At 37.9% G+C, this 21,263-nt stretch carries 18 protein-coding genes; 1 reads left to right on the top strand and 17 read right to left on the bottom strand.

Annotated features, from left to right (window positions below; genetic code table 11):
* Positions 1 to 113: 113 nt before the first annotated feature.
* From B2R82_RS15245 to B2R82_RS15200, 10 genes are all read right to left on the bottom strand, one after another.
* Positions 114 to 1,565 carry a S41 family peptidase gene (locus B2R82_RS15245; RefSeq protein WP_286925733.1) on the bottom strand — a complete coding sequence of 484 codons (1,452 nt, stop codon included), beginning with the start codon at positions 1,563 to 1,565 and terminating at the stop codon, positions 114 to 116.
* Between the two features lie 309 nt (positions 1,566 to 1,874).
* Positions 1,875 to 2,465, bottom strand: coding sequence for a redoxin domain-containing protein (locus B2R82_RS15240; protein ID WP_286925732.1), 591 nt, complete (start codon positions 2,463 to 2,465; stop codon positions 1,875 to 1,877).
* Positions 2,466 to 2,492: 27 nt separating this feature from the next.
* On the bottom strand, positions 2,493 to 3,131 hold the full coding sequence (locus B2R82_RS15235) for a hypothetical protein (protein ID WP_286925731.1): 639 nt from the start codon (positions 3,129 to 3,131) through the stop codon (positions 2,493 to 2,495).
* 252 nt (positions 3,132 to 3,383) lie between these two features.
* Positions 3,384 to 4,685 (bottom strand): murein hydrolase activator EnvC family protein, encoded by a 1,302-nt coding sequence (locus B2R82_RS15230; protein ID WP_286925730.1) that lies wholly within the window; start codon positions 4,683 to 4,685, stop codon positions 3,384 to 3,386.
* 69 nt (positions 4,686 to 4,754) lie between these two features.
* Entirely contained in the window at positions 4,755 to 5,639 is an 885-nt protein-coding gene (gene ftsX, locus B2R82_RS15225; protein ID WP_283870856.1) for a permease-like cell division protein FtsX, read from the bottom strand.
* Complete coding sequence (gene ftsE / locus B2R82_RS15220; protein WP_054770143.1) at positions 5,629 to 6,315, bottom strand: cell division ATP-binding protein FtsE; 687 nt, start codon at positions 6,313 to 6,315, stop codon at positions 5,629 to 5,631. The genes ftsX and ftsE overlap by 11 nt, the downstream gene beginning before the upstream one ends.
* A 259-nt stretch (positions 6,316 to 6,574) precedes the next feature.
* On the bottom strand, positions 6,575 to 7,762 hold the full coding sequence (locus B2R82_RS15215; RefSeq protein ID WP_286925729.1) for a DUF4097 family beta strand repeat-containing protein: 1,188 nt from the start codon (positions 7,760 to 7,762) through the stop codon (positions 6,575 to 6,577).
* Positions 7,763 to 7,939: 177 nt separating this feature from the next.
* Positions 7,940 to 10,804 (bottom strand): excinuclease ABC subunit UvrA, encoded by a 2,865-nt coding sequence (gene uvrA / locus B2R82_RS15210; RefSeq protein ID WP_286925728.1) that lies wholly within the window; start codon positions 10,802 to 10,804, stop codon positions 7,940 to 7,942.
* Positions 10,805 to 10,811: 7 nt separating this feature from the next.
* Positions 10,812 to 12,791 carry an excinuclease ABC subunit UvrB gene (uvrB, locus tag B2R82_RS15205; RefSeq protein WP_286925727.1) on the bottom strand — a complete coding sequence of 660 codons (1,980 nt, stop codon included), beginning with the start codon at positions 12,789 to 12,791 and terminating at the stop codon, positions 10,812 to 10,814.
* 303 nt (positions 12,792 to 13,094) lie between these two features.
* Positions 13,095 to 13,337, bottom strand: a complete 243-nt coding sequence (locus B2R82_RS15200) for an IDEAL domain-containing protein (protein ID WP_054770144.1) — start codon at positions 13,335 to 13,337, stop codon at positions 13,095 to 13,097.
* A gap of 225 nt (positions 13,338 to 13,562) precedes the next feature.
* Here B2R82_RS15200 and B2R82_RS15195 point away from each other — a divergent pair, with 225 nt between their 5' ends.
* Positions 13,563 to 14,072 (top strand): competence protein ComK, encoded by a 510-nt coding sequence (locus B2R82_RS15195; protein ID WP_283870851.1) that lies wholly within the window; start codon positions 13,563 to 13,565, stop codon positions 14,070 to 14,072.
* Between the two features lie 181 nt (positions 14,073 to 14,253).
* Here B2R82_RS15195 and prfB read toward each other — a convergent pair.
* The 7 genes from prfB to B2R82_RS15160 form a co-directional block, all read right to left on the bottom strand.
* Positions 14,254 to 15,358 (bottom strand): peptide chain release factor 2 gene (gene prfB / locus B2R82_RS15190; protein ID WP_376781181.1). Its coding sequence is split into 2 segments (ribosomal slippage): positions 14,254 to 15,282 and positions 15,284 to 15,358, totalling 1,104 coding nucleotides; the frame shifts between segments, so codons are not numbered across the junction.
* 135 nt (positions 15,359 to 15,493) lie between these two features.
* Complete coding sequence (locus tag B2R82_RS15185; RefSeq protein WP_286925726.1) at positions 15,494 to 16,042, bottom strand: competence protein ComK; 549 nt, start codon at positions 16,040 to 16,042, stop codon at positions 15,494 to 15,496.
* Positions 16,043 to 16,498: 456 nt separating this feature from the next.
* Positions 16,499 to 19,009: a preprotein translocase subunit SecA gene (secA, locus tag B2R82_RS15180; protein WP_286925725.1), complete on the bottom strand. Its 2,511-nt coding sequence runs from the start codon at positions 19,007 to 19,009 to the stop codon at positions 16,499 to 16,501.
* Positions 19,010 to 19,173: 164 nt separating this feature from the next.
* Positions 19,174 to 19,725 carry a ribosome hibernation-promoting factor, HPF/YfiA family gene (gene hpf, locus B2R82_RS15175; protein ID WP_286925724.1) on the bottom strand — a complete coding sequence of 184 codons (552 nt, stop codon included), beginning with the start codon at positions 19,723 to 19,725 and terminating at the stop codon, positions 19,174 to 19,176.
* 90 nt (positions 19,726 to 19,815) lie between these two features.
* Entirely contained in the window at positions 19,816 to 20,196 is a 381-nt protein-coding gene (locus B2R82_RS15170; RefSeq protein ID WP_283870847.1) for a PilZ domain-containing protein, read from the bottom strand.
* Positions 20,197 to 20,399: 203 nt separating this feature from the next.
* Positions 20,400 to 20,810, bottom strand: a complete 411-nt coding sequence (gene fliS / locus B2R82_RS15165) for a flagellar export chaperone FliS (protein WP_283870845.1) — start codon at positions 20,808 to 20,810, stop codon at positions 20,400 to 20,402.
* Between the two features lie 76 nt (positions 20,811 to 20,886).
* Positions 20,887 to 21,246: a flagellar protein FliT gene (locus tag B2R82_RS15160; RefSeq protein WP_286925723.1), complete on the bottom strand. Its 360-nt coding sequence runs from the start codon at positions 21,244 to 21,246 to the stop codon at positions 20,887 to 20,889.
* Positions 21,247 to 21,263: the final 17 nt, after the last annotated feature.

Below are 21,263 nucleotides of genomic sequence, written 5' to 3'. Positions count from 1 at the left end.
CTATGAATTTATTGTATCAAACGACTACTCACTTGCGTAGTACAAACTAAAGATATTGTCATTACATAATGATATTCAGCGGATGTCTTTTTTACAAATCAAATTTCTATTATCTACTGTTCTATATTGTGCAATAAAAAGCTTGTCGCCATTTGGAACTGTAAATCATTTTGGCGATCCATTTTATACTGCTTTAAAGTATCATTTAAGCTATTAAAGAATGTTGAATCTAGATAAATATTATCTTCTGCCTGCTTTAATTTTTTCTCATCTCGGTACTGCATAACTGCTTCCTCTGTCTTTTCATCCAGATAACCATCTAGGCGATCAATTTTATAACCTAGCTTTTTTAAAGCATTCTGTGTATATGAGATTTCCTCACTCATATCCCCGACTTTAAACTTGCCTGACAATGGATGCATTTGGAAGGCGAATAATTCGTTTTGTTCAATCACTAAATTTGCTTCTATTCCTTGCCCATGAATCCATTCACGTTTAGGTGTCAGCCATTTATTTGTGGATAGTTTTAGTTCTCCACCATTTGATAAAGCCCAAGATTCCTGTACAGTTCCTTTACCGAAGCTCTTAACACCAACGATGGATGCACGCCCCCATCCTTTTAAGGCACCACCAAGTACCTCGCTAGCCGATGCACTGCCTTCATTTTGTAAAATTACAATCGGAATTTTATACATCGCTTGTAAATATTTCTCGTCAAAGCTTTTTGCTTCTGTTTTTAATGGTTCCATAGCACCTTCAGCATTTTGCATATACGCAAATACTTTGCCATTTTCTAATACCGTGCTCAGTAGCGCTGCGACGCTATGTAAATACCCTCCTGGATTATCTCGTACATCAATAACAAGCCCCTCAATATCTTTTCTTAGTAATTTACTCGTTTCAGTGACCCATTCATTTGCCGTTTTTTCACCGAAGATAGAGATTTCCACATAGCCGATTGACGTATCTTCTACCTTGATTACTTCACTTGATACCGTTTTATTCGATATTGCAGCTCGCTCCATTGTCATTTTTATATGCTTATCCTCACTGGGACGATAAACGACAATGGTAACTTTCGTGCCCTTTTTCCCTTGAATTAATTGCATTAACTCACTCATCTTTTTCCCATCTACTCGAACTCCATCTACTTGTACAATTTCGTCGAGAGAGCGCATGCCTGCCTTCTCCGCTGGGGATGAACGAACAGGAGATACAACAATAAATTTGCCGTTATTTTCAGCTAGCTCAATACCAATGCCCACTCTTTCTTCAGCTAACATTTGTCGATGCTGCTCTGCCTCCTCCTTTGAATAGTAGGTACTATAAGGGTCCTTAATCGCATCTGCCATACCTCGCAGTGCCCCCTCCACCAATGATTCCTTTTTCGTATTATATACAGATTTCTCCTCAATCAAGTTCATAGCTTCATTGATTGATTCAACCTCTGTGACGACTGGCTCCTTTTTATTCCCCCCACCTAAATTAAACCAGTCAAAATAAATTCCACTACCTAGCAATAAGCTACTAGCTAGTACTCCGACACCAGCCATTATTTTGCGCAACTCTTCCCTCCTCCGTCTCTTTTACTGTATGACTTTTTTTTTTCAAACATACAAGATTGCGCTTCAAAATAATTTATTAAATGCCAGATGCGTCTAATTCAATAGTTTTCATCAATTACGCCCTAGCCTAATAGTTTTTGAATCTCCTCTGCAAAACCTGTGATATTTACTGTGGACTTTCCGTAGATGGCAGTTTTCTGTACTTAAAAACATTTGTTGCTGTCGCTGCCCTTTCGCTCACTAAAGTTCTGCTGAATCAAAAAAAACTGCTACGCCTCTATATAGAAACGAGCAGATTTATTCGTGTGTTTAGTCTAATGCATCCACATAAGTTTTTAACATATCAGCATCCATCGGGCCTCTTATAGCTCGTTGAATATAGCCATTAGAATCAATAAAGTATGTTGTAGGTATTGTCAATATTTTGTACTCAGCCCCAACTGAATTCTCCGGGTCGAGAACAATAGGAAAGGTTAATTCGAAGCTATCTCTAAAGGTCATTACTGTATCAATTTTACCATCTGCCGTCAGATCTCGTTCACCCGAGGTTAAATTGACAGCTACAATTTCTACATTATCGTCTTTGGCATATTGTTCGTAATAACTTTGCATATGCGGCATTTCTGCTTTACATGGCGGACACCAAGTCGCCCAAAAATTTAAAACAACCTTTTTTCCACGAAGACTACTCAATGTTACCTTTTCTCCATCTAGGCTGGTAAGTGTAAAGTCTGGTGGTGTGTCTCCATTTTTCAAGCCAATAGTTCGCTCCTCCATCTCCTTTCCTAATGAAGCCGTTTCAATTTCTCGCTCCTTATCAATTTGCTGTCTAACATATGTACCAACCATCGCAACTACTAACAATATGACAATTAGTAGCCCTATATTTTTCTTCTTCATTATTTCCCTCCAATGATCTTTGCTCGTTTAACAGCCGTCTTTCATTTCAAATTTTTTTACAAAAAGCTGCAACTGTAAACCCATTATAAGTAATATAACGCTGATCCCTACAGCTGGTTGCCATAACCCAAGCGGCTGAAAACTAGCTACAATAATTAATCCACTTGTATAGACAAGTAATGCATGATCGATAGCAGATATTTTCCATAATATGAGGATTGTTAGTACACTTAGTACAGCTAAAGTTATAATTTCGCTATTAGTCGGATTATCATTCAGTAATACAACTAGCCATTGATAAATCGATTGAGTTAAAATAATTGCCCAGCTGTAGGCACTTGCTCCTATTGCATCAAACTGTAATTTTTGTTTCTTCCAAAGAAGCTGCAGTGATACTGCTATAGCGGCTAAAAAGACACCTACTGTACCACCATTGAAATAAAGCAATGCAAAAGGTTGAGCCAAAATAGTTTTAGCATCAGTTACAATGACACTAAATTTCCAAACAAGTATAAAGGTCAAAATGGCATCGGCATATACCCCAGACCATTTTTTAGGGAATTGCATTCGTAAAACTAGCCATACAATGACAAATGCCATTAGAAGAGCAACAGCAGTTGCCGGCAATGTTAATGTCCGAATAGAGTACCATTCCGTATTAATCACCCAAAATCCTCCACAAAAAGATATTTTCAGCATAGCATATATTCTTTGTGTGAAACGCCATTTCACACTGTTTTAAGAAATTCTTCAGAAAGTAATTTAAAAATGTATACTTCATCATTCCTACATACCCCTATAGGTATTATAAATTGTAACATTAAAGAACCGATTTGTATAATACAAGCATTTCATCTACTTTGTTTAAATATCAAAAAAGCCATACATTAGACTACGCTAATGTATAGCTTCACTATTTTACAGCGGAATATACTTCAATGGATTGACACTACCAACTGCTTGTCCACGCCAAGCGCCAATATGCACCTCAAAGTGTAAATGTGGTCCTGTTACGCGACCAGTACTACCCATTGTTGCAATTTGCTGACCTTGAGAGACCTCTGCACCTACACTTACATTGAAGGAATTTAAGTGTGCATATACTGTCGTATAGATTTGGCCATCGATAGAGTGTGTAATAATGACTACATTGCCATATGTGCTAAGTGGTGCCGCGTAGGATACAACACCATCAGCTGCTGCCCATATCGGTGTTCCTGTCTTATTGGCAAGATCCACACCATAGTGGAATTCTGGACCCGCGCCAATATTACGCCAGCCATACGGTGAGGTTAAACGACCATTTGTAGGTGTAATCCATGTACCATCTGATTGTGGTGCATTGACAGTTGATGAACCACCACTCCCATGATTGCCTGCATTTGCTGCTGCTGCAGCTGCTGCCTTGCGTTTTGCTTCCTGCTGACGAGCAATTTCCGCTAATCGATTTTGTTCATCAATAATTTTTTGTTGTAATTCCTCACTAATTTCAAGGGCTTCGGAATATTCTTTTTCTAGTAATACTTTTTCAGATTTGAGCTTTTCCTGCTCTTTTTCTAATTGATCTACTAATTTATTTTTCTCTGCTTTCTGTCCATCTAAGGATGCCTTTAAACGTTCAAGTTCAGCTTGTTTTTCTTCAAGCTTTTGACGTTTATTTTCTAAAGCCTTCTTTTGTTCTTCCAAAGTTTGCTTGTCCTCTTTTTGATCACGGATAATTTGACGATCCGCATCTAGTAAAGCATTCACAGCAGAGAATCGATCGATAAAATCTACGAAGCTATTAGATCCTAATAATACGTCTAAATAGCTAACAGAGCCGCCCGCTTGGATTGCACGAGCACGATCCTGCAACAATAAATCCCGCTCTTCAATTTTACGTAGAAGCTCTGCTATTGAATTCTCTAATGCTTTTATTTCTTCATTAGTAGAGCGCACTTCTGCAAGTACATTTTTGATATTACTATTGGTTTTGTCGATTTCAGCGTTCAACGTTTGAATTTGATCTAACAGCTTTTGTTGCTTGTCTTCATTTGCAGTGATTGCATTTGTTTTATTTTTAATGGATGAATTTAATTGATTTTTCTTTGTTTCCACTTGTTTTTTTTCATCTTTTAAATCCGATAAACTAGTTGCATACGCTGATGGAGTTTGGATAAAAAGAAATAGTGCAGATACTACTGCAAGTGTTTTCATTGAGTTTTTCGCCTTACTTTTCACCGACTGAACTCCCCTTCGACTATTTTTTTGTAATGTAGATTGATGTTGTTAGTGCTGTCAATCCTCTAGCTAAATTTTTAAAAACTTACGCACTGACATGAAACTTCCCCAAATACCGATTAGTACACCAATTAGTAGTAGCAGACCGCTTACTTGGTACACAAGAGGTGAAAAATCAAGTACTTGCACTAGCTCACCTTTTAATCGAGGCGCTATAATTTTATATACATTGTGATAAAGGGTTGCGACAACCGCAATCGGAATAATAGAGCCTAATACCCCGAGCCACATTCCTTCCAATAAAAATGGGATACGAACGAAAGAATTCGTTGCACCAACAAGCTTCATAATTTCTATTTCATCTCGACGGGCTATAATCGTAATACGAATCGTATTTGAAATTAAGAAAATAGCTGTAAATAATAATCCTAAAATCAACACTAGTCCAACATTACGGCTAATATTTAAGAAGTTGAAAAGCTTTTCTACCTTACCCTCTCCATACATAACATCATATGTATACTCAAATTTATCAATTTTCTTTGCAACAGTAGCTGTTTGCTGAGGATTTGAAGCTTTTACGTAAATAACATTTCGTAATGGATTACTTTGTTCAAATAGTTTAAAATCGTCCCCAAAATCCTTTACTAATTTGGTTAGCTCTTCTTCCTTCGTGGAATAGGTCATTTCGGCAATATCCGGCAATTTTTTAATTTTTTCAATTAGCGCTTTTTCTGAAGCCTCATCTGCTGTTTCATCAATCAATACTTTAATTTCAACATCATTCTCTAAATCAGAAGCAACCTTATTTAAATTCATCATAATAAGCGCAAAAACGCCTACTAAAATTAATGTAACTGTTACGGCACTTACTGAGGCAATGGTCATCCAGCTATTACGGCCAAGGGATTTGAAACTTTCTCGGAAGTGACGTTTTACTGTATTAAATTTCATAGCCGTATTCACCTCCGTGCTCGTCACGGACAATCATGCCGCCCTCAATCGCTATCACACGACGTCGAATCGTATTCACGATTTCACGGTTATGGGTTGCCATTACAATCGTTGTGCCACGTGCATTAATTTCCTCAAATAAATTCATAATCTCCCATGATGTTTCAGGGTCAAGATTCCCAGTTGGCTCATCGGCAATCACAACCTTTGGAACATTGACGATTGAACGTGCAATCGAAACACGTTGCTGCTCGCCCCCTGATAGTTCATTTGGAAACATTCTCGCCTTATGTTTTAGCCCAACAAGCTCTAACACTTCCATCACTCGACGTCGAATTTCCACTGGCTCCTCTTCAATTACCTCTAAAGCAAACGCAACGTTCTCATAGACATTTAATCGAGGTAAAAGTTTGAAGTCCTGGAAAACTACACCAAGCTGTCGACGTAAAAAGGGTACCTTCTTATTTTTCAAATTTGCTAAATCTATCCCATTCACCGTTATTTCACCTGAAGTTGCTTTTTCTTCACGATACATTAATTTAATAAATGTTGATTTACCCGCACCACTTGGGCCAACAACATACACAAATTCTCCTTGCTTTATGTTAACGGAAATCCCATTTGTCGCAACAACGCCATTTGGATATTTCTTTGTCACATTCTTCATTTCTATCATATTTAAACCACCTAAATCTCTTACCTATGTAAGAAGTATTCTCTTACTATTATAGCACTCTATTTCTGTTTTTTTATTACAGTTTCATTTCATTCCGTGCCAGTTCCTACTATTTCGTTCTTTCATTACCATTGTCATCCCATAATTATTATAAAACTCGACATCAAAGAAAACAGAAAATCGACTTTGATTACCAGAAAATGAGACAAAAAAAGCATTCAAGACTATGTTTGTGCATAGCTTGAATGCTTTTTTAAGCTTAAATATGCTGCTCATCAGTTGTTGTATAGCGAACTAAAACCGCACCTGTTTTTGATTCGCCTTCAATAAACAGACGATTCGCATTTTCTACTTCTTTATCAAAACGTACTACTTTGGATAAGAATTGATCTTGTGATTCAATCTTTGATACATCTTGAATACCTACATCTACTTTTCCAAAATTAGTGACAATTTTTCCGCTTAAAGAAATGGTACGTGGTACATACAATTCAACTGCACCAGCAACTGTTTGTGCTTTAATTTTTGATGAGTTTGTAGAGCAAGTTGTCACAACGACATGTCCATTAACCGATTTTGCTTCTATTTCATCCAATGCCCCATCTAAATAGACACGACCGTTTAATGTTTCAGCCTCTAAATCTTTACCACGAACATTCGTCAATTCAATCGATCCATTTGAAGAGTCTACTTTAGCTTTTTCAAAATTAAACTTAGAGCCCTTGATAGCACCATTCAATGTTTTCACTTTTAAATGGTCGAAACCTATATCTTGTAAAGATACACTACCGTTCATTAAACGGACTGATAATTTTTCCAACTGCTCCTTCGGTACAAGAACTTTAACATTTACTTGAACAAGCTTTAATTGACTTAAAATTCTTAAAGAACCTTCATCTTCTTTTACTACAAATTGTTCTAGGAAATGGTTACGTGTTTCTTCTTCACTATCATTAATAAGTGGTGCCTTCACCTTACAAATGACTTGGAAGCTATCACCTTCAGTAGATTCTAAAGAAAAATTGCCATTTGGTAATTCAGCAATTACACTGTCCACATGTTCAGCTGTCACTTCTTCCGTATGGGTAAATTCTACTTTATCACCAAACGGAGAAGATACATCAAATTCCTTTACTTTTTTCACGGCTGTATTCATCATATCCATAAAGATTGAGCCAATCTGTGTTAAATCTTTACGGAAATCCTGCATCTCATCCTGGAAATGTTTCATAAAATCAGTATCTTTTTTTTGCTGTTCTTTAGTTTGTTCATTGAAGAGTGTCTCTTTTTCTGTTGAGGATTGCTGCCCCTCTTTTGACACATCATTCATAACATTTTGAGTAGACTTGCTAGGTTGCTCCAATGCTTCTAATAATGTAATCGCCTCTTGCGCTGAAATTGTTCCTTTTTCCACAAGTTCTAAAATTCGTTGACGTTCATTTTGCATAAATAAAATAGCCTCCCTCAGTTCGTTATATTATTTATACGATTCATTTTGTGAAAAGTTTCACCATAGAAATGAAAAAATTGGGGCTAAAGCTTCTAAGAACTTTTTGGAGCATCCTTTGTAAAAAAAATCGCAACAATCACTTAGAAAGGAACGTTACGATTTTTGTATTTTACTTTATTGGGAAGCCTTTGCTAAAGCAGCTTCCATACGCATACGATCGCGCTCTAATATTGGTTTTAAGTATTTGCCAGTATAAGACCCGCTTACCTCTGCGACCTCTTCTGGTGTTCCTGTTGCCACAAGTGTGCCACCTTTGTCACCACCCTCTGGTCCTAAATCGATAATGTAATCAGCTGTTTTAATTACATCTAAATTATGTTCGATCACTAATACCGAGTCACCATTTTCTACTAGGCGCTGCAAAACAACAAGCAAGCGTGCAATATCATCGGCATGTAAGCCTGTTGTGGGTTCATCTAAAATGTAGAATGATTTCCCTGTAGAACGTCGATGTAATTCAGAGGCTAATTTCACACGCTGTGCCTCACCACCAGATAGGGTTGTAGCAGGCTGTCCTAATTTCATATAACCTAATCCAACATCGACAATCGTTTGTAGCTTACGTTGGATTTTTGGAATATTTTCAAAGAACACCACTGCATTTTCAATCGTCATATCTAAAATATCTGCAATGCTCTTATCTTTATACTTCACTTCTAATGTTTCACGATTGTAACGTTTACCATGACAAACTTCACAAGGTACGTAAACATCTGGCAGGAAATGCATTTCTATTTTTATAATTCCGTCACCGCGACATGCCTCACAGCGGCCACCTTTAACATTAAAGCTAAAACGCCCTTTTTTATAGCCACGTACCTTTGCCTCATTGGTTGTAGCAAAAACATCACGAATATCATCAAAGACACCTGTATAAGTAGCAGGGTTGGAACGAGGTGTACGACCAATTGGAGATTGGTCAATATCAATAACCTTTTCAAGCTCCTCCATCCCTGTCACTTCTTTATGCTCACCTGGCTTAACCTTTGATCGATTTAGCTTTTGGGCCAATGATTTATATAAAATTTCGTTTATCAGCGTCGATTTCCCAGAGCCAGAAACCCCTGTCACTGATACGAACAGGCCAAGAGGTACATCAACTTTTACATTGCGTAGATTATTTTCCTTGGCACCTTTAATGGATAGTTTACGACCATTTGGCTTACGTCGCTCAATTGGTAATGGAATGAACTTTTTACCGCTTAAGTATTGCCCGGTCAAAGATTTCTCATTATCCATGACCTCCTGTGGCGTACCTGCTGCCACAATTTGACCTCCATGAACTCCCGCACCAGGTCCAACATCAATAAGATAATCCGCTGCTAGCATTGTGTCTTCATCATGCTCAACAACTATCAGTGTATTACCAATATCACGCATATTTTGTAATGTACTGATAAGACGATCATTATCTCTTTGATGCAAGCCGATGGATGGTTCATCTAAAATATAGAGTACACCTGTTAATCGAGAGCCGATTTGTGTTGCAAGACGAATGCGTTGCGCTTCTCCCCCTGAAAGTGTCCCTGCTGCTCGACTTAATGTTAAATAATCTAATCCTACGTTTACAAGGAAGCCGAGACGTTCTTCAATTTCACGTAAAACAAGGCGAGCAATTTTCATATCCTTTTCTGATAAATCCAGCTCTTTGAAAAATGTATCTGCCTCCTGAATGGAATACTGTGTCACTTCTCCAATATGCTGATCCGCAATTTTCACAGCTAATGTTTCTGGCTTTAAGCGATAGCCTTTACAAGAAGGACAAGCCTGCTGAGCCATATATTTCTCCATTTGCTCACGGACATAATCAGAGGTTGTCTCCTTAAAACGGCGTTCAACATTCCGTACAACGCCCTCGAATTCAATCATTTGATCTCGGACATTACCAAACTCATTCTCATAATGAAAATGAATCTTATCTTTACCAGAACCATATAAAATTTTATCCATTTTTTCTTTTGGAATATCCTTTACAGGGACATCCATCGGAATATCATAGTGATCACATACTGCCTTTAGCAGTTGCGGATAATACTGTGAGCTTGTAGGTTCCCATGGTGCAATAGCATGTTCTAATAATGTACGACCCCAATCTGGTACTACTAAATCTAAATCGACCTCTTGTGTTGAACCTAGCCCATCACAGCTTGGACAGGCACCAAAAGGACTATTAAATGAAAACATGCGTGGCTCTAGCTCCCCAATAGAAAATCCACATAATGGGCAGGCATGATGCTCACTAAATAATAGCTCCTCATGCTCCATAACATCCACAAGAACCCGTCCATCTGCTAAACGTAACGCTGTTTCTAAGGAATCACTAAGACGTGCAGCAATACCTTCCTTCATCACAACACGATCAACTACAACTTCAATAGAGTGCTTCTTGTTTTTATCAAGTTCGATGGCATCATCTAAATCCCGTAGTTCGCCATCAATACGGACACGAACAAAGCCTTGCTTTTTTAAATCTTCCAATAGCTTTACATGCGTCCCTTTACGTCCAGATACCATTGGCGCAAGAAGCTGCATCTTTGTTCGTTCTGGATACGTTATTAAGCGATCGACCATTTGCTCAATCGTTTGGGAAGTAATTTCAATGCCATGATTTGGACAAATCGGCTTGCCAATACGAGCATAAAGTAAACGCAAATAATCATAAATTTCCGTTACCGTTCCAACTGTTGAACGGGGGTTACGGCTCGTTGTTTTTTGATCAATTGAAATAGCAGGAGATAATCCCTCTATCGCATCAACATCAGGTTTGTCCATTTGACCAAGAAATTGACGGGCATAGGCAGAAAGTGACTCTACATAACGACGTTGCCCTTCAGCATAAATCGTATCAAATGCTAATGATGATTTCCCTGAGCCTGATAAACCTGTTAATACAACTAATTGATCTCGTGGAATTGTGACATTAATATTTTTTAAATTATGTGCTCGTGCGCCTTGCACGACGATTTCAGTATTTTTCACAAGTCATTCACCCTTCTGCCTTCAATTCAAATATTGTATCGCGAAGCTCTGCAGCACGCTCGAAATCCAGGGCTTTTGCTGCTTCCTTCATTTCTGCTTCTAGTGAAGCTAATAATTGCTCCTTCTCCACCTTTGTCAGCTTTTTGCCTTTTGTTGCCTTTGTTACATAGGATTCCTCTTCTTCGGCAACTTGTGTCGCACGTATCACATCAGGTATTTTCTTTACAATCGTTTTCGGTGTAATACCATGTTCTTCGTTATACGCCATCTGTAATGTTCTACGACGCTTCGTTTCCTCAATCGCCTTTTTCATAGAGTCTGTTATATTGTCAGCGTACATAATAACATGACCATTGGCATTTCGTGCAGCACGTCCAATCGTTTGAATTAATGAGCGTTCTGAGCGTAAAAATCCTTCCTTGTCAGCATCTAAAATTGCTACTAGTGACACCTCTGGAATATCTAGCCCCTCTCTTAAAAGGTTAATACCAATTAACACATCATAAGTCCCTTTACGAAGCTCACGAATAATTTCAATACGCTCGAGCGTCTTAATTTCTGAATGCAGATATTCCACCTTTAAACCCATTTCCTTCAAATAGGCTGTTAAATCCTCTGACATTTTTTTCGTTAAGGTTGTTACAAGTACTCGTTCATCATGCGAAATGCGGTCTTGAATTTCATCAATCAAATCGTCAATTTGTCCTTCAATTGGTCGCACATCAATTAGCGGATCCAGCAGCCCAGTTGGACGTATAATTTGTTCCACCATTTCTGGAGAATGTTCAAGCTCATAGGGACCAGGTGTTGCCGATACATAAATAGCTTGATGAACTCGTTTTTCATATTCCTCAAAACGTAATGGGCGATTATCAAGCGCTGACGGCAAACGGAAGCCATGCTCGACTAACACACCTTTACGTGCTTGGTCACCATTGTACATTCCCCGAACTTGTGGCAGTGTAACGTGACTTTCGTCAACAACCAGTAAAAAATCATCTGGAAAATAATCGAGCAGGGTATAAGGAGTCGCTCCTGCCTCACGTAATGTTAGGTGACGTGAATAATTTTCGATTCCTGAGCAAAAGCCCATTTCACGCATCATTTCTAAATCATAGCGAGTGCGTTGCTCTAAACGCTGAGCCTCTAATAATTTATCCTCGGCACGTAAAAGCGCTAACCTTTCTTCTAACTCTTTTTCAATATTTTCAATGGCTTTCCGCATTTTTTCTTCTCGTGTAACGAAGTGGGATGCTGGGAAAATAGCGACATGATCTCGATCTGATAAAATCTCCCCTGTTAACGCATCCACTTCACGAATACGGTCGATTTCATCACCGAAAAACTCCACGCGAATACAATGCTCATCTCGGGATGCTGGGAATATTTCCACCACATCTCCACGTACTCGGAACGTTCCGCGAGTAAAGCTAACATCATTGCGTTCATATTGAACATCTACTAGCTTGCGTAGTAGCTGATTGCGTTCAATTTCCATGCCTGTCCGAATCGATACCACCATTTCACGATATTCCTCTGGAGAACCTAAGCCATAAATACAGGATACAGAAGCAATAATAATAACATCATCACGCTCAAATAATGCAGATGTGGCAGAGTGACGTAATTTATCGATTTCATCATTGATACTTGAATCTTTTTCAATATAAGTATCAGTTTGTGGAACATAGGCCTCTGGCTGATAATAATCATAATAGCTGACAAAGTATTCTACAGCATTATTCGGGAAGAATTCTTTAAATTCACTATACAATTGACCTGCCAGTGTTTTATTGTGTGCCATAATCAGTGTCGGTTTTTTAATCTGCTGAATAACGTTAGAGATAGTAAACGTTTTTCCTGTTCCTGTTGCACCAAGTAATGTTTGATGACGTTTCCCCGCACGTACACCCTCCACTAATTCCGCGATTGCCTGTGGTTGATCCCCATTAGGCTGATATGGCGCTTGTAAATCAAATACTTGCACACACGCCCCCGTCCTTTCCTTCCAATTTGTACATTTATTTTAGCATAGCAGCACTAAAATTTCGAACATTTAACGAACGAATGTTTGTAAATTCTTTTCTCTTTCGATAAAATAACGATATTGTTATGAATCCTTCAAGTAAATTATGGAATACCTTTCTACTCTTATAATAGCCGCTTCATCAAGTTTTCAAGCCCTTTCAGCTAAACAGATTCCCCTCATACAATAACGAGTTAATTCTTTTACTAACCTATACGCAAAAAAATCCCGCCCTCCAATTTTTAGGAGGGCGGGCTCGTCATATTATTCACTTGCTGCTTGGCGTAAAACTGTTAGTTCATGTGCGTATAGATGAAATGCCTTTTCATCTTTTTCATCGAGTGCTCTATCTATCAGAACCATGAGCTGCTCTTCACGATGCATACGCTGGATATGATTTAAAAATAAATCCAAATAAATCTCGTTCAATAATTTTTCTGCCTCATCAACTTTCTTTGACTGACCCACGGCTTTTAGAAAATCTGTATACGAATAATATTTATCCAACGATCTCACCTCGATCCTTTTCTAAATTATATGAAAATTGAATTTAAAATGCAATGCATAAGAATTGAAAATAACTTGGATTAGTCATTAATCTCTGTTCATTTGAAGCAAATTCTCTACATGTTTTCTTCATTTATCAATAGGTTTTACATTTTATCTATATTATCAATATTTGAGTTTATCCTCTACACTACAGCTATTAAGAGAAAAGGAGGAACACCATTTATGCAAACAAATTATGTCAATGGATATTTAATCTCTTTCAACACCTATTTACTGGAACCTATCCAGCATGGGGCAAAAATCTTCACAAGGGTTATTGATAAACATAATGAGCTTATCGTTACTCGTAAACCTATGCACATTCTACGAAAATCCTGTATCTCGCTTGGGACAACCTATGAGGCTGCAAAATATTCCGCTAAACGCTTTTTTGGCAATCAACATAAACTACCAATCGTAGTAGCCTTTGATTATGGTTTCCCATGTATCTTTTTACCAACTTATTCTCCGAACTCCATCCATAATATTTGGATTGGACTTCACGCCATTTCGAATATTATACCGAGTAAATTAGGCTGTATTATCACACTTAAAAACGATAAACAAATAGAATTACCTATTCAATATGCTTCTATCAGTAAACAATTTGTCAATGCATCCATGCTCTATAAGCATTACATGAATGAACGAAAGAGCATTAGTCATGATGCCCCATATCATCCGCCTTTCTGATTTAATTACAGCAGGTCTTTGGACACCGCTTGAAAAGAAACCAAAACTGCATTCACATAGAGGTAGGAGTCTTCTGTATCCTCCGCTACCGCTATGCTTTCAATACAAAAATATTTGATGAATGAAGATAAAAAAATTCCCTTCAGGTGCACAAAGTTTCTGTGCCCTTGAAGGGAATTGATTAGCCAATTTTCGAACGTAAGTATGCATTAATGAATGGATCTAAGTCGCCATCCATCACTGCTCCTACATTGCCTGTTTCTTCATTTGTACGATGATCCTTCACCATTGAATATGGATGGAATACATATGAACGAATTTGTGAGCCCCAGCCGATTTCTTTCTGCTCACCACGAATTTCATTTAGCTGTGCCTGTTGTTTATCTAGCTCTAATTGATATAATTTTCCTTTTAACATTGTCATCGCTTTTTCACGGTTTTTAATTTGTGAGCGCTCAGCCTGACATTGTACAATTGTACCAGTCGGGATGTGAGTAATACGGACAGCTGAGTCTGTTGTATTAATATGCTGACCACCTGCACCTGTTGCACGATACGTATCAATCTTTAAATCCTCTGTACGAATATCGATTTCAATATTGTCATCGAATTCAGGCATAACATCACAAGACACAAAAGATGTATGGCGACGACCTGAAGAATCGAATGGAGAGATTCGCACCAGACGATGGACTCCTTTTTCAGCCTGTAAATATCCATATGCATTATGCCCTTTAATGGACAATGTTACTGATTTAATACCTGCCTCATCACCTGGTAAATAATCCACTGTTTCAACTTTAAAGCCACGTTTTTCTGCCCAACGTGTGTACATGCGAAGAAGCATAGATCCCCAGTCCTGAGACTCTGTTCCTCCTGCCCCTGGATGAAGCTCCAAAATCGCATTATTTTGATCATAAGGGCCACTCAACAACAGCTGTAGCTCAAAATCACCTATTTTTTGCTGGAATTCTACTAGCTCTTTGCCTAGCTCCTCTTGCAAATCTTCATCTGGCTCTTCACGTAAAAGCTCTAGCGTCATATCTAAATTTTCATGTGTTTCTACTAAATCTTTATATTCATTGACAATTGCTTTTAAGCCATTTCCTTCATTAATGACAACTTGCGCAGCTTGTTGGTCATCCCAAAATCCTGGCTCAAGCATCATTTCATCTAATTCCTGAATACGTGCCTCTTTGTTTTCTAAGTCAAAGAGACCCCCTGAAATCCGCCAGTTTTTTGGCTGAAATGTCTAACGCGTTACGTACATCTGCTAATTCAATCATTGTTAAATCCTCCGAACATAATTAATGAGGCTACTTTGAAAATGTAATCAAAAGTGCCATTGCTCTAGCCCCGTATCTTATTATTATAACGTTTTTACGTCGGAAAACATACTTTTTTAGAATACGCTATGATGCCTATTCAAATTGAACTTCATTCTCACACAAAGTACTGAAGGTTGTCATGCGTTGAAAGGCTTTTACTGGATCATATGGAACATGTAAGTGCTTAGTACGATTCTCCAGTTTATATTTTAATAAAAAAGCTCTTTGAATTCGGTATTCAAATACATTCACACTAATGTCTACATCAAAAACATTACCATCCATAAAAAATACTTTTGTGTTCTTTTTATCTAATGCTTGATAATCCTCAATATGATGAACAGCAAACCACATACATTCTGGTCGCCGATATGACCTACTTGGAAACCAGACATTATTACTTTGCTCATGAACAATGATTGGATTCTTATTGAGCTTGCCAAGAATCATCTTGGAGCCATCAAAAGCTCCTCTTAAACTAGAGCCAAAATAACGTAAATTAAAGTCCATCAATTTTGTTGGTGGTAATTTCGATATAAATTGATTATCCCTTTCTATTACACGTGTACACAAGTTTCCAAAGGCATCATACACAGGCATATACAGCATCGTTTCACTTCTCATAATGTTCTCTTTATGCATCGATATTCCCCCTTATGAAATTTATGTTTATATTCAGCAGTAAAAAGGAATATACTAAATATATATTGGTATACCCCAATGTACATCCTCGAGGAGGTCCTCCAGACTGTTTACTCGAGGATTTTTGTATCCACACAACACCACCCCCTTTACTTCAAAGAAAGCTTGTTCAAACAAATCGTGACAAGGGAAATTTCCTCTGTTAATACCACTAGAACTTAATACACTCATTTAATAATCCGAACAGTTAATTTTACTTATAAAAAATAGAACAAGTAGATAAAAAGTATTTTTTTGTTGAACTAAATCCCTATTGATTTACAGCTATTGTATACCCATATATTTCAATTGTCTATGAATTCTGACTTTTTTCTACTTATTTTCCTTCATTATCTATTTTTAAATATAGAAAAAGATCATTTTAACACGTGGCTAAAATGATCTTTTTTTAAGTGATTATTGAGCTGCACCATGGCAGTTTTTAAATTTCTTACCGCTTCCGCATGGACATAAATCATTACGTCCAATATTTTCTGCCTTACGAACTGGTTGCTTTTTAGGAGCTGAACCGCCTTCCTCTTTCGGATTAACAGCTTGACCTTTAGCAACTTCTTCACGCTCTAAATTATTGTGGATTTCTGCCTTCATCGCATATTTTGCTACATCTTCTCGGATTGAAGCTACCATATCCTCAAACATAGCAAAGCCCTCTTGCTGATACTCACGAAGCGGATCATTTTGACCATATGCACGCAGATGGATACCTTGACGTAACTGATCCATTGCATCAATATGATCAATCCATTTCGTATCAATTGAACGTAATAAAATAACCTTTTCAAATTCACGCATACGCTCTGGTGTAAGCTCAGCCTCTTTTTCATCATAACGTACATGTACTGCATCTGAAATCATTTGATTAATATCCTCTGCAGTTTTACCTTGGAAATCTTCTGACTTTAGAACACCTTCATCAAGCAGGTTTGCAGCAACAAAATCCTCAATGGCTTTTAAGTTCCAATCCTTTTGCTCACCTTGGGTATACATACCAACTACATTGTCAATTGTCTCTTGAATCATAGACTCAACAAGCTCACGCATATTTTCTGTTTCGAGTACATCATAACGCTCTTTATAAATAATCTCACGCTGTTGACGTAAAACATCATCATACTGTAATAAACGTTTACGGGCATCAAAGTTATTGCCTTCTACACGTTTTTGAGCAGATTCGACTGCCTTCGACACAACCTTGGATTGCAACGGCTGTGAATCATCCATCCCAAGTCGCATCATCATGGATTTCATATTATCGGAGCCGAAACGACGCATCAGTTCATCTTCTAAAGACAGATAAAATTGTGTAACCCCTGGATTCCCCTGACGCCCAGAACGACCACGAAGCTGATTATCAATACGACGAGATTCATGACGCTCTGTACCAATAACGGCTAAGCCACCAAGCTCCAACACGCCTTCTCCTGGTTTAATATCCGTACCACGACCAGCCATATTCGTGGCAATTGTCACTGCACCCTTCGTACCAGCATTCGCAATGATTTCTGCTTCACGTTCATGGTTTTTCGCATTTAAAACATTATGAGGAATTTTATGTTTATCCAATAATTTCGAAATAATTTCAGATGTTTCAATCGCAACTGTACCAACTAAAACAGGTTGTCCAGCTTGATGGCGTTCTGCAATATCTGCCGCCACCGCTTTATATTTCCCTTCCATGGAAGCAAAAATTAAGTCTGGACGGTCATCACGAGCAATCGGTTTATTCGTTGGAATAGCTATAACATTCATATTGTAAATATTACGGAATTCCTCTTCCTCTGTTTTCGCTGTACCTGTCATCCCTGAAAGCTTTTGGTACATACGGAAGTAGTTTTGGAAGGTGATTGTCGCCATTGTCATAGACTCATTTTGAATCTCTACGCCTTCCTTCGCCTCAATCGCCTGGTGTAGTCCATCAGAATAGCGACGTCCTTTCATTAAACGGCCTGTAAAGCCATCAACAATGATAATTTCGCCATCCTGGACAACATAATCCACATCATTATGCATACTTACATGTGCCTTTAACGATTGATTAATGGCATGGTTTAAACGAACATGTGTTAAATCAAATAAATTGTCAATGCCAAATGCCTTCTCTGCTTTTTCAACACCAGCATCTGTTAACGTTACACCTTTTGTCGATTCCTCATATGTGTAATCCGTTTCTCCATTTAACATACGAACAAATGCATTAGATTGTTTATAAAGCTGTGCTGATTTCCCAGCCTGCCCCGAAATAATCAATGGTGTACGCGCTTCATCGATTAAAATCGAGTCTACCTCATCGATAACCGCATAATGAAGGGGACGTTGTACACGTTCCTCTTTATAAAGCACCATATTATCACGTAAATAATCAAAGCCCAGCTCATTGTTAGTGCTATATGTTATATCCGCTTCATAGGCCGCACGTTTCTCTTCTTTTGATAGGCTGTTTAAGTTTAAACCAACCGTTAAGCCTAAGAAGTTATAGAGCTCCCCCATTTCGGCAGCATCACGACTTGCTAAATATTCATTGACAGTGACAACGTGTACACCTTTACTGGTAAGGGCATTCAAATAAACAGCCATTGTAGCTGTTAATGTTTTCCCTTCACCAGTTTTCATTTCCGCAATATTCCCTTCATCAAGTGCAGCAGCACCCATAATTTGAACGCGGAATGGGTACATCTCTAATACACGCTTCGACGCTTCGCGACAAACCGCAAAAGCCTCCGCACGAATCGACTCTAACTTCTCTCCATCGGCAAAGCGTTTTTTAAATTCTTCCGTTTTTGCCTGTAATTGATCATCTGAAAGCTGTTCCATTTGAGAAGCAAAGCTCTCTACCTGGTCAGCGATTTTTTCTAATTTTTTTAAATCACGTTTATTGAAATCAAATAATTTATTTAATAGGTTTGCCATGAATTTTTTCACTTCCTATATAGTCTCAAATTTCATTTTACCATTGTGTAACAGTTTCATGCAAACAGTCTCCCTAGTTAGTAAAGTTGTTATCCATATTCGAATAGGGATTGTAGACTAAAATAAAAAGCTCCCGCTATAGCGAGAGCTTCTATCTTGTGAGGTTAAGTTGTTTCGATTAAGCCGTATTTACCGTCCTTGCGTTTATAGACAATATTCGTGCCATTTGATTCTGCATCTGTAAAGACGTAGAAATCATGACCTAGCATATTCATTTGTAGTACAGCTTCTTCTTGATCCATTGGTTTTAAATCAAATTGCTTTGTACGAACAATTGAGTATTCTTCTTCCTCTGGTACTGCATCTACAGCTGCTTGTGTAGTAGCAAAATAAAGGCCTGCACCCTCGCGCTCACGGAATTTACGGTTTACCTTTGTTTTATGCTTACGAATTTGTCGTTCTAATTTATCAACGATTAAATCAACCGCAGCATACATATCATTATGACGCTCTTCTGCACGAAGAGTTAAATTTTTCATTGGAATAGTAACTTCCACTTTAGTTTGTTTGTCATTATAAACCTTTAAATTTACGTTAGCGTTGGCGTTAACATCTTCGTTAAAATAACGTTCAACTTTGTCGATTTTGTTCTCTACATACTCTCGAATAGCTGGAGTTACCTCAATATTTTCACCACGAATGTTAAAGTTTAACATGTAAACTCCTCCTTTATAACTGCTATACTATATTAATTCTACACAAGTGTGTGGAATACCTCTAAATTAATTCTTTTTTTCACAAAAAATTTACGAATTATTTTTAATTTTTGCCTCAGCCGCTTCTTTTTTTCGACGCAATTTTAATTCTTCGACAATCAAATCCTCAACTGCCCCCTGATTATTGAAAAACACACCATATTGCTTACCTGTCCCAAAAGGTCGACTCCAAATGATTTCTCCATATGCCCGCACCTCTCTTGTATCAAGCACAAAGCGGAGATCTAAAGGAGGAGGATTAACGCCCAAATCCACCTCAGTAAACATCTTTAAACCGCGCGGACTAATATCAAGCAACTCAGCCATAGCTGTTTGCTCTTGATTGACCCTACCATCCTCGTATATAGCGAAAGTCATTGTAACCGGTTCTTCGAATTTAAAGCGAAAACCTTCTTGACGCTTAAATATCATATTCCCACCCCAATATTATTCAAAACATATAGTTAGCTTGATTATGACACGATGCATGTTTTACATCTAGAGGGAATTAGTAACATATTTTACCGCTAAAAGCCCTAATTTATGACTATTGATACGGTTTTACCTAAAACCCTCGTGTCCCGTCTCCTCACAAAGAAAAGAGACCATCATCATACGATGGCCTCTAAGTTTGTCTAAATTTGTCCGTTGTTTCCCTGACCAAATTGCTGCTGTCGATTAATGCGGATAACTTCCTTCCACGTATCACGGAATTCCGTCACCAAACCTTCAACCTCTTCAATAATCGCCACATCGTTTTGAATATTTGCTTCGACTAAGCGATGATTCATATACTCATAAAGAGGAAGCATTTGCTTAGAAATGTCAATGTCCATATTTAATGTAGACATTAGCTCCGCAATAATGGCCTGTGCTCTTTGAAGATTGTTATTTTTTTCTTGAATATTCTTTTCTTCAATTGCAAGCTTAGCCTTACCTAAAAATTTCAAGCATCCATTGTAAAGCATTAATGTCAGCTCACCAGGGGAAGCAGTGGTCACACTATTTTGTTTGTATGCATTTTGCGCTGTTAAATTTGCTGCCAATAAAGGACAACTCCTTTTAAAGGTTACTTAATTACTAGTTTAAACCATTTTTCGAAGAAAAGCTAATAGGTAAATGTTAATTCTTTTTGTCATAATACATCCCATCCATCACACGAACACTCGAATATGGATTGAAGTATTGCTGTTCACTTTTTTTCGTTTTTTGTAGGTTTGCCATATCTTGTTTCACAGCGTCCATCACAGCAGCCAAACGCTCTATAATCCCATTATCTAATTCAAGCAACGTCCGATGAACGCGGTTTTGTTCATCAAAATGAAAGCCTTCCTGAATTAAATCTTGAATAATCGTGCCACGTTTGTCCAATAGGTTGTTAATTGTCTCAATGTATTCGTCTCGCTCTTCACCTTTTGGAATGTCACCTAAATGCTTGAATAAATTTGCTGATACTTGTAAAAGTTGGTTTGTATGCTGCATAAAATTCTCCTACCTTA

The organism is Lysinibacillus sp. UBA6686 (assembly GCF_002455205.1).
Taxonomy (GTDB): Bacteria; Bacillota; Bacilli; order Bacillales_A; family Planococcaceae; genus Lysinibacillus; species Lysinibacillus pakistanensis.
Note: the sequence above shows the minus strand (reverse complement) of the source record. Positions and strands in the feature narration are given on the sequence as shown.

Coding starts and splice junctions, on each gene's coding strand:
- B2R82_RS15240 (WP_286925732.1), bottom strand. CDS start 2,465: ATGAAGAAGAAAAATATAGGGCTACTAATTGTCATATTGTTAGTAGTT.
- ftsX (WP_283870856.1), bottom strand. CDS start 5,639: ATGAAATTTAATACAGTAAAACGTCACTTCCGAGAAAGTTTCAAATCC.
- ftsE (WP_054770143.1), bottom strand. CDS start 6,315: ATGATAGAAATGAAGAATGTGACAAAGAAATATCCAAATGGCGTTGTT.
- B2R82_RS15215 (WP_286925729.1), bottom strand. CDS start 7,762: ATGCAAAATGAACGTCAACGAATTTTAGAACTTGTGGAAAAAGGAACA.
- B2R82_RS15195 (WP_283870851.1), top strand. CDS start 13,563: ATGCAAACAAATTATGTCAATGGATATTTAATCTCTTTCAACACCTAT.
- B2R82_RS15185 (WP_286925726.1), bottom strand. CDS start 16,042: ATGCATAAAGAGAACATTATGAGAAGTGAAACGATGCTGTATATGCCT.
- secA (WP_286925725.1), bottom strand. CDS start 19,009: ATGGCAAACCTATTAAATAAATTATTTGATTTCAATAAACGTGATTTA.
- hpf (WP_286925724.1), bottom strand. CDS start 19,725: ATGTTAAACTTTAACATTCGTGGTGAAAATATTGAGGTAACTCCAGCT.
- B2R82_RS15170 (WP_283870847.1), bottom strand. CDS start 20,196: ATGATATTTAAGCGTCAAGAAGGTTTTCGCTTTAAATTCGAAGAACCG.
- B2R82_RS15160 (WP_286925723.1), bottom strand. CDS start 21,246: ATGCAGCATACAAACCAACTTTTACAAGTATCAGCAAATTTATTCAAG.